We start from the raw sequence: 14,458 nt of genomic DNA on the forward strand, positions 1-14,458 counted from the left end.
CTCAGTCCCCCAGCCCCAGGCGTTCGGCCAGCGCATGCGCATGCCGGCCGCGGATGCCGGTCATGTGGTTGCCGCCGCCGCGGATCAACTGCACCCGCGGCGCGTGCCGAAGCCAGCCCGCATGCATCTGCAGGGCTTCCCGGTCGTTGCCCTCGGCGTCGAGCTCGGGATCGGGCATGTGCACCACCCGCAGCACGCCGTCGTAAACGCCCGCCGGCTGATAGCTCGTGCGCAGGCAGGCGGCGAACATGCGCAACGCGCCCAGCATCGAGGCGGGATCCGACTGCGCGGGCATCAGGCCGACCTCGGCCATGCGCCGATGCACCAGTTGCATCCGTGCCGAGGCCGGCAGCGGCCGCAGGCCGGCCGCATCGATGCCGAGCGGGCGTTCGCTGGACAGTTGCACCAACTCGACCCAACGCACCAGCACGTCCAGTTCGTCGCATTCGGCCATCGCCGGGTCGGCGGTCGGCGGCCTGGAATCGAGCAGGTCCACGCTGGCCACGGTCCGGCCCAGTTGGCGCAGCATCAAGGCCACGGCGAACGCGATCCAACCGCCGAAGGAATGGCCGACCAGACGGATCGGCCCCTGCGGCGCGGCCTGCAACGCCTGCGCAAGGATCGAAGCCGCCGCCGTCTCGACCGTCGTGCACGGCGGCGCGATGCCGTCCAGGCCGCGCGGCTGCATGCCGAACATGCTGGCTTGCGGATGCGCCGCCTGGGCCAGGTCGAGCAGGCTGACCACGCTGGCGCCGGCGCCGGGAATGCAGAACACCGGCGCGCGCAGGGGACCGCCGTTCTTGAGCGGAATCGACTGGGTCGCCGGCGGCGGCGGCCGCAGCCGCGGAGCGGCCGCGGCGGAGGCCACCCAGGTCGCGACGTCCCGCTCGTGCGCTGCGCAGCGCTGGGTCGGCAGCAGCGTCGGCTCCGGCGCCGTCCATGCCTCGCAGGCCGCGCGCAGGCGCTCGACCGCGGCCGGCTCCTGCGCTTGCGGCGCCCACGCCGGCAAGGCCGCGTCGGGCACCGCCGCGACGCTGCGGACCGGCAGGTCGCAGCCGAGCATTTCCAGCGCCAGCGCCTGGGCCAGGGCGCCCGGCCGGTCGCCCAGGCCGACCAGGATCCACTCGCCCGCCCATCCGCGCTGGCGCAATCCGGCCAAGACCGCCTTGGCCATGCCCGGCAGGGTCGTCGCCGAATCCTCGCACGGCACCCGAACCGCTTCGATCGGGTTCGTGTCGATCGGCTTCGTTTCGATCCGGTCCGTTCCAATCCGGTCCGTTCCGATCCGACCTGTTCCGATCAGGTCTGCGCCGCCGATCTCGATCGGCACCGTCGCGCGCTCGTGCAACAGGACCATCATGCCGTCGGTTGCGTTCATGCGACCACCTCGTCCCTGCGTTGCGTCGTTCGACCGTCGTCGTGTTCGCCGACGTGTTCGGTGCCGACCGCGATCGTCGCCAGCGGCCGCTCCGGATCGCGCGCCAGCGCATCGATCAGATTCGCCATCGCGGTCTGCACCATCGCGCAGACTGCGGCCGGATCGATCCCCGCCACGCACTGCACGCTGACCACGAAGCCATGGCCGCCGCCCTGGTCGTCGACCGATACCGCGACCGGGTAGTTGGTGCGCTCCTCGCCGAGGATCAGCTCGATGCCTTGCCAGGTCTGCCGCGCGCGCGCCAATTCCTGCGCATCGCCGATCGGACTGTGGCGATAGTTGAACAGGCTGTTGAACAGCGCAGTGCGCGCGCCGGTCGGACTGCAGCGCTGCGCCAGCGCCAACGGAGCCTGCTCGTGGCCGAGGATCGCGCTCAACTCGGCGAACGCCAGCTCCACCGCCTCGCGCAGGCTCAGGCCTTGCAGGCGCAAGCGCAACGGCAGGGTGTTGATGAACACCCCCAGCGCGCGCCCGGAGCCGCGCACGCCCTGCAGGCGGCCCGACAGCACGGTGCCGAACACCACGTCGTCGCTGCCGGTCAGCGCCGACAGGCAGCGCGCCCAGGCGAGATGGAACAGCACCGCCGGCGCCACCCCTCGCCGCTGCGCCGCCGCGCGCACGCGTGCGGCCAGGGCCGGCGCCATCGGCTCGTGCACCGCCACCACGCTGTGCCCGCTGCCGCGCACTTCGGGCACGCCGAAGACGATGGTCGGTGCGGCCAGGTCGGCGAAACGCTGCTCGAAATAGCGCCGTTGTTCGGTCGCCGACACCGACCGTTGGGCGGCGATGAAGTCGCGGTACGGCGCCGGCGGCTGCAGCAAGTCGGCACGGCCGCGCAGCAGCAGGTCGACCTCGCCCAGGATCAGGTTCTGGCTGACGTGGTCGCTGATCATGTGATGGACCAGGATGGCCAGCAGCCAGCCACCGTCGGGATCGCGCGCGTAGCGCGCTTCCAGCAAGGGCGCGACGCGCAGGTCCTTGCGCGCGACGCGCGGGTCGGTGAGCCGGAACATCTGCTCGACCGCGTCCTGCGCCGGATCCAGCGCCAGTTCGATCGCCGGCAGCGCGGCGCGCCGCTGCACCACCTGCACCGGCTGCAGCAGCGATTCCCAATGCACGCCGGTACGCAAGGCATCGTGCCGGTCGATCACTCGCTGCAGATGGGCCAACAGGCCGTCCAGGCGGGTGCGCTGGTCGATCCGGACCACATAGCGCAGCAGGTAGGGGTCGCCCTGCTCCTGGATCAAGTGATGGAACAGGATGCCGGTCTGCAGCGTCGCCAACGGGTAGACGTCCTGGATATTGTCGGCCCCGCCCGGCACCGCGGCGACCACCGCATCGATGTCGGCCTGGTCGATGTCCACCAGCGGCAGCAGCCCGGGCACGATCCGTTGCGGGCCGGCCTGCAACGGATTGGGCGGCGCGCTGGCGGCGGCCGCGTCGCCGGACGCCGCCGCGACCGCGCGCGCGGCCAGTTCGGCCAGCCGCGGAACCGCGAACACGGTCTGCACGTCCAGGGCGATGCCCTGCTCGCGCAGGCGTTCGATCATGCCGACGATCATCAGCGAGTGACCGCCGAGTTCGAAGAAGTGGTCGTCGCGGCCGACCCGCTCGATGCCGAGCATGGCCGACCAGATCGCGGCGATCACCGTCTCGACCCCCGGCGCCGGCGCGACATAGGCGCTCGCGCCGGCGGCGGCGGTCGCTGCCGGCAGCGCCGCCCGGTCCAGCTTGCCGCTGGTCGACCAGGGTATCGACTCCAGGGCGACGAACGCCGCCGGCAGCATGTACTCCGGCAGGCGGGCGGCGAGCGTGTCGCGCAGGCCGCGCGAGTCCGGCGCCAGACCCGCCTCGGCCACCACATAGGCGACCAGGCGCGGCTCGCCGTCGCCGTCGCTGCGCACGGCGACGGCCGCGTCGCGCAGGCCGGGACAGGACAGCAGCGCCGCCTCGATCTCGCCCAGTTCGATCCGATAGCCGCGCAACTTGGCCTGGCCGTCGTCGCGGCCGAGGAATTCCAGGTGCCCGTCGTCGCGCCAACGCGCGCGGTCGCCGCTGCGGTACCAGCGCCGTCCTTCGGCGTCGCGCAGGAACTTCTCCGCGCTCAGTTCGGCGCGGTCGAGGTAGCCGCGGGCCACCCCGTCGCCGCCGATCCACAACTCGCCGGCCGCGCCGACCGGCGCCGGCTGGCCGTAGACGTCGACGACGCGCACGCGCACGCCGGCGATCGGCCGGCCGATGCTGCCGTCCCAGGCCTGCGGCACGGCCGCGCAGTCCAGCGCCTGGGCGGTGGCGTAGACGGTCGCTTCGGTCGGCCCGTAGGTGTTGAGCCAGCGCGTCGCCGCCGTGGCCGGCAATGCCCGCCATTGCGCCAGGGCCGCCGGCTCGGCCTTCTCGCCGCCGACCACCACCAGGCGCAGGTCCGGGCCGATTCCGGGCCGCTCGCCGACGCCGCGGCCCAACGCCTGCACCCAGCGATGCCAGAACGCGGTCGGCAGATCGGCCACTGCGATCCGCTGCTCGCGCAGGAACCGCTCGAAGTCGGCATCGGGCGCGACCAGCGCCGCAGGACGCACGACGACCGTGGCGCCGGCCCACAGGGTCGGGAAGATCTCTTCCACCGAGGTGTCGAAACTGCATGAGGCGTAGTGCATGACCCGCTCCGCCGGCGCCAGCGCGCATTGGGCGATGTGGTTGCGGATCAGGTGGACCACGTTGCGGTGTTCGACCACCACCCCCTTGGGCCGCCCGGTCGAGCCGGACGTGTAGATGACATAGGCGGCATCGGCGGCGGACGCGGCGGCGACGAAGTGCGGCGCATCGGCGGGATCGACGGCCGCGCAAGCCGCATCGACCGCCAGCAGCGGCGCGGGGGCGAGGCCGGCCAACCGCTCCGCGGCTGGCGCATCGACGATCAGCGCGGCCGGACGACAGTCGGCGAGCACGTCGGCGATGCGCGCGTCCGGATACGCCGGATCGACCGGCACGTATGCGGCCCCGGCCTTCAACACCGCCAGCATCGCGACGATCTGGTCCGCGCCGCGCGCCATGACCAAGGCGACGTAGCGGCCCGGACCCGCGCCCAGCGCACGTAAGCGCCGGGCGATGCGTTCGGCGCGGACGTCGAGTTCGGCATAGCTCAGGCGCCGTTCGCCGTCGACGATCGCCTCGGCCTCGGGGCTCTGTCGCGCCCGCGCTTCCACTCCGGCATGGACGGTCGTCGGCGCGTCGCCGTCGACCGGCGCCGGGCCCTGCTCCCACCCGCGCAGCCGCTCGGCCTCATCGGCCGAGGCGAGCGAATGCGCGGCAGCGTCGGCGTCCGGCTGCGACACCAGCACCGCGATCGCCTCGCGCAGATACCCGGCGATGCGCCGCGCCTGCGCCGGCGACAGCCGCAACGGATCGACGATGACCTGCAGCAGCAACCGCCCGCCGGTGTGCGAGAACGACACATCGAGCGGATAACCGGTCCACTCGTGCACGCTCGAACCCAGCAGCTTGAGCCCTGCCCCGTCCAGGGCTTCGTAGGCGTGGAAGTTGACGTAGTTGAAGATCGACTCGAACAAGGCTTCGCCGCCCTGTTCGCGATGCAGGCGGAAATACGGGTAATAGCGATGTTCGATCGCTCCCAGTTCGGCCTGGCGCACCTGCAGCGCGAGCTCGCGCCAACTGCGCGCATCCAACTGCGCCCGCAGGGGCAAGGTGTTGAGAAACAGTCCCAGGGCGCGATCGCCGTCGACCGTCTCCGGACGCACGTTGGAGACCAGTCCGGTGGCGATGTCGCGGCTGCCGCAAAGCGCGGCCAGCACGCGCATGTGCGCGGTCAACAGCAGCGTGCGCACCGGCACGCCCAGGGCATGGGCCAGCTCGCGCAAGGCGCGTTCGTCGTCGGCGGCGATCTCGATCGCCTCGGCGTGGTAGCCGGCGCGCGCGTGCGCGCTGCCGTCGTGCGCCGGCAGCGCGCTGCGCTGGAAACCGGCCAGCGCGTCGCGCCAGTAATCCGCCTGGCGCGAATCCAGCAGCGCCGCCTGTTCCAGCGCCACCGCATCGGCCGGCGAGGCAAGCAAAGGCTGCAGTTCGGCCCGGTCGATCTGCTCGATCTGCTCGATCGGGTCGGCAGCGCCGGCCTGCTCCAGCCGGCGCAGGTAGCCGCCGAACAGCTCGGTCTGCATCAGCGCCACGCTCCATCCGTCGAGGATCGCGTGGTGGAAGCTCATCGTGTACTGGATCCGGCGCTCGTCCAGTCGGTGCACGAATACGCGCCACAACGGCGGCCGTTCCAGGTCGAAATCGCGGCGGCGCTCGTCGGCGACGAAGTCGGCCACCGCAGCCGCGCGCTGGCCGGCGTCGTGCGCGCTCCAATCGATCACCTCCAGCGGCACGGCCGCCTCGGCGTGGACCAGTTGCAAGGACTCGCTGTAGCCGCCGTGGACGAAACCGGTGCGCAAGGCCGGATGGCGGCGCAGGACCGCCGCCAACGCAGCGCGCATGCAGGCTTCGCTCCAGCGCGGCAGTTCGAGTTCGTAACTGAAGACGTCGTGGTAGGCGCCCTCGGCATGCGCCAACTGGGCGTGGAAGATCATGCCCTGTTGCAACAGCGTGGCGGCATACGCCTGTTCGATGCCGGCCGGCAGGCGCGCGGCGTCGGCCGCCGCCAAGGGCCGCGGCCGCGGCCGCTCGTCGGCGTCGACGTCGGCGTCGGCATCCGCGCTCGTGTCCGCCGCGATGCGCAAGCCGCTCGCAAGTTCGGCCACGGTCGGGCGGCGGAACAAGTCGGCGATAGCGAACGCCAGGCCGCGCTCGCGCGCCTTGGCGACCACCGCGATGCTGCGGATCGAGTCGCCGCCGAGTTCGAAGAAGTTGTCGTGACGACCGACCTGGGCCACCTCCAGCACCTGCGACCAGATCTGCGCCAGCGCCCGCTCCGCCTCGCCCTGCGGCGCGGCGTAGGCGCGCTGCACGTACGCCGACGCTCCCGGCTCCGGCAATCGGCTGCGCTCCAGCTTGCCGTTCGCGCTCAGCGGCCACTGCGCCACCGCCACGTACGCCGCCGGCACCATGTAGTCCGGCAGGCGCGCGCCCAAGGCCTGGCGCAGCTCGGACGCCTCCAGCCGCTCGCATTCCACATACGCCACCAGCCGCGGCTCGCCGCCCTCGGACCGCGCGCACACCACCGCCTCGCGCACGCCCGCGCACTGCCGCAGCGCGCTCTCGATCTCGCCCAGCTCGATCCGGAACCCGCGCAGCTTGACCTGGAAATCGTTGCGCCCCAGGTACTCCAGCGCGCCGTCCTCGCGCCAGCGCGCCAGGTCGCCGCTGCGGTACAAGCGCTCGCCGGCCGCGAACGGGCTGGCCAGGAACCGCTCCGCGCTCAGCTCCGGACGGTTCAGATAGCCGCGCCCGACCTGCACCCCGCCGATGTACAACTCGCCCGCCGCGCCCAACGGCAGCGGACGCATCGCCTCGTCCAGCACGTACATGCGCACGTTCGGCGCCGGCCGCCCGATCGGCACCGCGCCCCGGTCTTGCGCCGTGCAGGTCCACCAGGTCACGTCCACCGCCGCTTCGGTCGGGCCGTACAGGTTGTGCAGCGCTACCTGCGGGTACGCCGCCAGGAACCGGTCGCGCAGTTCGCCGCTCAAGGCCTCGCCGCTGCACAGCACCGCGCGCACCCCGGCCAGCGAACCCGCCGCGGCGTGGCGCAGATACGCCTCCAGCATCGACGGCACGAAATGCAGCACGCGGGTGCCGCTGCGCTGGATCAGCTCGCCCAGGTACTGCGGATCCTGGTGACCGCCCGGCCGCGCCAGCACCAACCGCGCGCCCGCGTTCCAGGTCAGGAAGAACTCCCACACCGACACGTCGAAGCCGAACGGGGTCTTCTGCAGCACCACGTCCTGCGGTCCCACGGCGAACGCCTCCTGCGCCCATTGCAGCCGGTTGCAGACCCCGTCGTGCTGGTTCATCGCCCCCTTCGGCGTACCGGTCGAGCCGGAGGTGTAGATCACGTAGGCCAGGTGCTGCGGCGTCAGGCCCAGCGCCTGCGGGTCCGGGTCGGTGTCCAGCGCCGACCAGCCGGCCGGCCGGTCCAGGCGCAGCAACGGCGTCTGCGCCAGCGCCGCCGCGCCGGCGGCGTCGGCCAGCACCTGCCGCGGCGCGCAGTCGGCCAGCATCGCCTGCAGCCGCTGCGCCGGCAGCGACGGATCCAGCGGCACGTAGGCCGCGCCAGCCTTGAGGATGCCGAGCAAGCCGACCGCCAGTTCCAGGCCGCGTTCGGCGCACAGTGCGATCCGGTCGTCCGGCGTCGCGCCCTGCGCCAGCAGGGTGTGGGCCAGGCGATTGGCGCGCGCGTTCAATTCGCCGTAACTCAGCGACGCGCCTTCGAACTCCACCGCCACCGCGTCCGGCGCGCTGCGCGCCTGCGCCTCGAAACCGGCGTGCAGGCTCGACAGCGGCGGGTAGCTGCGCTGGGTCGCGTTGAACGTGTCCAGCAACAGCGAACGCTCCCCTGCCGGCAGTACGCCGTCGGCGCTCTCGCCGCCGGCCAGAGCCTCCAGCGCCGTGCACAGATAGCCGATCAGGCGCTGCGGATCCGCCGCCCGCGCCGAGTGGGCGCACTGGGCCAGGATCGAGAAGCCCTCCTCGGTGTCGTCGACCGCGATCGCGATCGGGTAGTTGGTGCGTTCGCCGCCGGCCACCAGGCGCATGCCTTGCGCCGCCAAGGCGGCCGCGGCGCTCGCGTCGGCGGCTTCGCCGCGGCGGTAGTTCAGCAGGCTGTTGAACAACGGCGTCGGCGGCGCGACCGCGCTGCAGCGCTGGGCCAAGGACAGCGGCGCCTGCTCGTGAGCGAGCAGCGCGTTCAATTCGTCCTGCATGCGGCGCAACGCGGCATCGCCAGCGCGACCGCCGTCCGCGCCTTGCCCGTCCAGCCGCACCCGCACCGGCAAGGTGTTGATGAACACCCCCAGGGCGCGGTCGGAGCCGGCCACGCCCTGCAGGCGGCCCGACAACACCGTGCCGAACACCACGTCGTCGCGATCCACGCACGCGCCCAGCACCTGCGCCCAGGCCAGGTGGAACAGCGCGGCAGGCAGCACGCCGGCACGCTGGGCGCGGGCACGCAAGGCCCGAGACAGATCCGCCGGCAGGCGCTCGACGGCTTCGCGCAATGCGCTGCCGTCGCCGCGGACGTCGTTCGCGCCGAACGGCAAGGTCGGTTCGGCGAGGTCGGCCAGACGCTCGCGGAAGTAGGCCTCGTGCGCCTGCCGCGGCACCGCCAGGGTGTGAGCGATGAAGCGCCGGTACGGCAGCGGCGGCGTCAGTTCGCCGGCGCCGGACAGCAGCGCCAACACCTCGCGCATCATCATCGCCAGAGTGACGTGGTCGCAGACCGCGTGGTGGGCGAGCAGCCCGAGCAGGCATTCGCCGCTGTCGGCCGCTTGCACCCGATGGGCCGCGAGCAGCGGCGCGCGGTCCAGATCGAGTCGGATGCGGTCCGGATCGGTCGCAGCCAGCAGGTGCGCGGTAGCGGCCTGGCGGTCGGCGAGGCGGCCATGGTCGATGCACGGCAGGCGCGCCTGCCGGCGAACCACCTGCAGCGGCGCCTCCAGGCCTTGCCAATGCAAGGCCGTACGCAGGATATCGTGGCGATCGATCACCGTTTGCAGCGCGTCGAGGAAGGCCTCGGCCTGTTCGGCGCCGTCGAAAGCGATCGCGGTGCGCAGCAGGTAGGCGTCGCCGCTGCCGCCGAGCAGATGATGGAACAGGATCCCTTCCTGCAGCGGCGCCAGCGGGTAGATGTCCTGCACGTTGCCGGCGCCGCCTTCGACCGCGGCGACCGTCGCATCGATGCGCGCCTGGTCCAGCGCGACCAGATCCAGCATCCCCGGTTCGATCCGCAGCGCATCGGCCGGGATGCCGCTGCCGTCCGCCGCGGACGGGTCCGCCGCTTCGTCGCCGCCGGCCATCCGCAGCCGGCTCGCCATCCGCGCCAGCGACGGCGTCTCGAATACCGCGCGCACGTCCAGGGCATGGCCGGCCTGGCGCAGGCGCTCGATCAACGCGATCGCCGACAGCGAATGTCCGCCCAGCTCGAAGAAGGAATCGTGGCGGCCGACCGCGTCGACCGCGAGCACCGCCGTCCAGGCTTCGGCCAGCACGGTCTCCTGCGCGCCGCTCGGCGCCTGGTAATCGCGCCGGATCGCCGCCGGCCCCTGCGGCGTCGGCAGCGCCGCGCGATCGACCTTGCCGTTGGCGGTCAGCGGCAGCGCCTCGAGGACCGAGAAGGCCGACGGCATCATGTAGTCCGGCAGGCGCGCGGCGAGCCGCTCGCGCGCGGCCGCGGCCGCGGCCGACCAGGAGGCGGCATCGGCGGGTACGACGTAGGCGACCAGTCGCCGGTCGCCCGGCGCGAACTCGCGCACTTCCACCACCGCCGCGTCGACATCGCCGGCGTCGAGCAACTGCGCCTCGATCTCGCCCAGCTCGATGCGGAAGCCGCGGATCTTGACCTGACTGTCGAGGCGGCCGAGGAATTCCAGTTGGCCGTCGCCGCGATGGCGGGCGCGGTCGCCGGTGCGGTACATCCGCGCCTGCGCATCCGACGCGACGAAGGGGTCGGCCAGGTAACGTTCGGCGGTCAGCGCCTCGCGGCGGAAGTAGCCCGTACTGAGGCATTCGCCGCCGATGTACAGATCCCCCGCCACTCCCTCCGGTACCGGGTTGAGGTTCGCGTCGAGCACGTAATAACGCGCGTTCTGGATCGGCCGCCCGTAGGGAATGCTGGACCAGGCCGGGTCGACGCGCTCGATCGGAAAGTAGTTCGACCACACCACCGCCTCGGTGGCGCCGCCCAGGCCGATCGGCCGGCAGTTCGGGAACGCGGCGCGCAGCGCGTCGGGCAGTTCCAGCGGGATCCAGTCGCCGCTGAAGAACGCCAACCGCAGCCACGGCGATTGCCCGCCGTCGCGCAGGTAGGGCAGCAGTTGCGCGAACACCGCCGGCGCCGAGTCCCAGAAGCTGATCCGTTCCTCGCGCAGAATCCGCACCAGCGCGCGCGGGTCGGCGACCTCTTCGCGGGTGGCGACCCGGACCCGGCCGCCCGCCGCCAGGATGCCGAAAATGTCGTACACCGACAGGTCGAAGCACAACGAGGTGGTGAACAGCAGAGTGTCGTCCGCGCCGACGCCGAAACTGCGCTCGACCCATTCGAACAGGTTGATCGCCGGGCGATGCTGGACCATTACGCCCTTGGGCAGGCCGGTCGATCCGGAGGTGTAGATCAGGTAGGCGAGCTGATCGGAGACGATGCCGAGCGCGGCCGGGTCCGGGTCGTGCTCGGGATAGCCTGCGACTGCGTCTTCCTGGTCCAGGCGCAGCACCTGCATCCGCTCGGCGGCCGCGCCGAGCGCGGTCGGATCGTCGAGCAGGCCGCCATCGGCCAGCAGCGCGACCGGCGCGCCGTCCTCCAGCATGTAGGCCAGGCGTTCGGGCGGATACGCCGGATCCAGCGGAAGATACGCGCCGCCGGCCTTGAGGATGCCGAGCAGCGCGGCGATCATCGTCGCCCCGCGTTCGGCGCAGATCGCCACCCGATCGCCCGGACGCAGCCCCATCGCCAGCAAGCGGTGAGCGATCCGGTTGGCGCGCGCGTTGAGTTCGCCGTAGCCGTAGCTGCGGCCGTCGGCGATCACCGCGACCGCGTCAGGACGCAGCCGCGCCTGGCGCTCGAAACCGCTGTGGATCAGGTCTTCGCGCCGGTACGGCACGGCGGTGTCGTTGAACGCGTCGATCAAGCGCGCGCGCTCGGCCGCCGGCAGCACCGGCAAGGCGTGCGCGGGCGTGGAATCGCCGCTCTCGACCGCGCTCAGCAGGCGCTCGATCGCGCAGGCGTAGCGTTCGGCCATCGCCGCGGCGTCGATTCCGGGCGCGCACATCGCCACCAAGGCGATGGCATGGCCGGCCAGGTCGACCGACAAGGTCAGCGGATAATTCGAGCGCTCGCGTCCGGCATGCACGCGCACGCCCGGCAGCCCCGCCCCTGCGCCGGTCGGTTCGGCGCCATGGCGCACGTTGAGCAAGGCGGTGAACAGCGGCAACGGCGCCTCGACGCCGCTGCAGCGCTGGGCCAGGGCCAGCGAAGCCTGCTCGTGGCGCAGCAACTCGGCCAACGCCTCGCGGGTGCGCTCCACCAGGGCGGTCGCGTCGCCGTCGAGCGCGATCCGCAGCGGCAGGGTGTTGATGAACACGCCCAGCGCGCGCGCCGCGCCAGCTTCGCGCATGCGTCCGGACAGCACCGAGCCGAACACCACGTCGCGGCGGCCGGTACAGGCGGCCAGGGTCATCGCCCAGGCCGCATGCAGGAACGCCGACAGCGGCACGCCGCGCGCGCGCGCTAGGCGATGCAGGCGCAACGCGACCTCCTCGCGCAGGGCCAGGCGCGCCTCGGCCGCGGACGCACCGGCATCTCGCGCGTCCAGGATCCCGAACGGCGCGGTCGGCTCTTCGACCTCACCCAAGCTACGGCGGAAATACGCCTCGTGCCCGGCACTACCGGCCAGGCGCGCGCGCGCGACGAAGTCGCGGAACGGCAGCGCCGGCGGCAGTTGCGCCGCCCGCCCCGCCAGGCGCAGGCCGATTTCCTCGACCACGCCGGCCAGAGTGATGTGGTCGCTGATGAAGTGATGGTTGACCAGCGCCAGCAACCAGCCGCCGTCCGCGTCCGGCATCGCGTAAGCGCGCAGCAGCGGCCCCTGGCGCAGGTCCAGGCGAAGCCGGGCCGGATCGGTGTGCGCTTCCAACGCTTCGCGCGGGCTGCGGTCCGCGGCCGGCGCCAGTTCTTCCAACGGCAGCGCCGCCCGCCGCAGCACCACCTGCACCGGCTCGGGCACGCCTTCCCAGCACGCCACCGTGCGCAGCACGTCGTGGCTGTCGACCGTCGCCTGCAATTCGCGCAGGAACGCATCCAGCCGCGGGCGATCGTCGAAGCCGAGCACCGCGCGCAGCAGGTAGGTATCGCCCTGGCTCTGCAGCAGGTGGTGGAACAGGATGCCTTCCTGCAGCGGCGCCAGCGGATAGATGTCCTGGATGTTGCGCATGCCGCCGGGCACGGCCGCGGCGATCGCATCGATATTGGCCTGGGTCAGCTCGACCAGCGGCAGCATCGACGGTTCGATGCGGTCGGCATCGGCGGGGATCCGGTTCGGCGGAACCGCGACGACCGGTTCGGATCCGGCTTCCGCGGTCATGCGCCGCGCCAGCGCGGCCAGTTCCGGCGCCGCGAACACGTCGCCGACCTGCAATCGCCAGCCGGCGCGCGCCAGCGGCTCGACCAGGCGCAGGACCCGCATCGAGTCGCCGCCGAGTTCGAAGAAGTTGTCGTGGCGGCCGACCTGGGCCACCTCCAGCACCTGCGACCAGATCTGCGCCAGCGCCCGCTCCGCCTCGCCCTGCGGCGCGGCGTAGGCGCGCTGCACGTACGCCGACGCCCCCGGCTCCGGCAATCGGCTGCGCTCCAGCTTGCCGTTCGCGCTCAGCGGCCACTGCGCCACCGCCACGTACGCCGCCGGCACCATGTAGTCCGGCAGGCGCGCGCTCAAGGCCTGGCGCAGCTCGGACGCCTCCAGCCGCTCGCACTCCACATACGCCACCAGCCGCGGCTCGCCGCCCTCGGACCGCGCGCACACCACCGCCTCGCGCACGCCCGCGCACTGCCGCAGCGCGCTCTCGATCTCGCCCAGCTCGATCCGGAACCCGCGCAGCTTGACCTGGAAATCGTTGCGCCCCAGGTACTCCAGCGCGCCGTCCTCGCGCCAGCGCGCCAGGTCGCCGCTGCGGTACAAGCGCTCGCCGGCCGCGAACGGGCTGGCCAGGAACCGCTCCGCGCTCAGCTCCGGTCGGTTCAGATAGCCGCGCCCGACCTGCACCCCGCCGATGTACAGCTCGCCCGCCGCGCCCAACGGCAGCGGACGCATCGCCTCGTCCAGCACGTACATGCGCACGTTCGGCGCCGGCCGCCCGATCGGCACCGCGCCCCGGTCTTGCGCCGTGCAGGTCCACCAGGTCACGTCCACCGCCGCTTCGGTCGGGCCGTACAGGTTGTGCAGCGCTACCTGCGGGTACGCCGCCAGGAACCGGTCGCGCAGTTCGCCGCTCAAGGCCTCGCCGCTGCACAGCACCGCGCGCACCCCGGCCAGCGAACCCGCCGCGGCGTGGCGCAGATACGCCTCCAGCATCGACGGCACGAAATGCAGCACGCGGGTGCCGCTGCGCTGGATCAGCTCGCCCAGGTACTGCGGATCCTGGTGACCGCCCGGCCGCGCCAGCACCAACCGCGCGCCCGCGTTCCAGGTCAGGAAGAACTCCCACACCGACACGTCGAAGCCGAACGGGGTCTTCTGCAGCACCACGTCCTGCGGTCCCACGGCGAACGCCTCCTGCGCCCATTGCAGCCGGTTGCAGACCCCGTCGTGCTGGTTCATCGCCCCCTTCGGCGTACCGGTCGAGCCGGAGGTGTAGATCACGTAGGCCAGGTGCTGCGGCGTCAGGCCCAGCGCCTGCGGGTCCGGGTCGGTGTCCAGCGCCGACCAGCCGGCCGGCCGGTCCAGGCGCAGCAACGGCGTCTGCGCCAGCGCCGCCGCGCCGGCGGCGTCGGCCAGCACCTGCCGCGGCGCGCAGTCGGCCAGCATCGCCTGCAGCCGCTGCGCCGGCAGCGACGGATCCAGCGGCACGTAGGCCGCGCCAGCCTTGAGGATGCCGAGCAAGCCGACCGCCAGTTCCAGGCCGCGTTCGGCGCACAGTGCGATCCGGTCGTCCGGCGTCGCGCCCTGCGCCAGCAGGGTGTGGGCCAGGCGATTGGCGCGCGCGTTCAATTCGCCGTAACTCAGCGACGCGCCTTCGAACTCCACCGCCACCGCGTCCGGCGCGCTGCGCGCCTGCGCCTCGAAACCGGCGTGCAGGCTCGACAGCGGCGGGTAGCTGCGCTGGGTCGCGTTGAACGTGTCCAGCAACAGCGAACGCTCC

General features: G+C 72.5%; 2 protein-coding genes. Both read right to left on the minus strand.

The features are described from left to right. Position 1 precedes the first annotated feature (1 nt). Positions 2-1,378 carry an alpha/beta fold hydrolase gene (locus tag K4L06_RS22420; protein WP_221673465.1) on the minus strand — a complete coding sequence of 459 codons (1,377 nt, stop codon included), beginning with the start codon at positions 1,376-1,378 and terminating at the stop codon, positions 2-4. Next, complete coding sequence (locus tag K4L06_RS22425; RefSeq protein ID WP_221673466.1) at positions 1,375-14,445, minus strand: non-ribosomal peptide synthetase; 13,071 nt, start codon at positions 14,443-14,445, stop codon at positions 1,375-1,377. Before K4L06_RS22425 ends, K4L06_RS22420 begins: the two co-directional genes overlap by 4 nt. Between the last annotated feature and the right edge of the window lie 13 nt (positions 14,446-14,458).

Origin of the sequence: Lysobacter sp. BMK333-48F3, from assembly GCF_019733395.1 — a bacterium.
Taxonomy (GTDB): Bacteria; Pseudomonadota; Gammaproteobacteria; order Xanthomonadales; family Xanthomonadaceae; genus Lysobacter.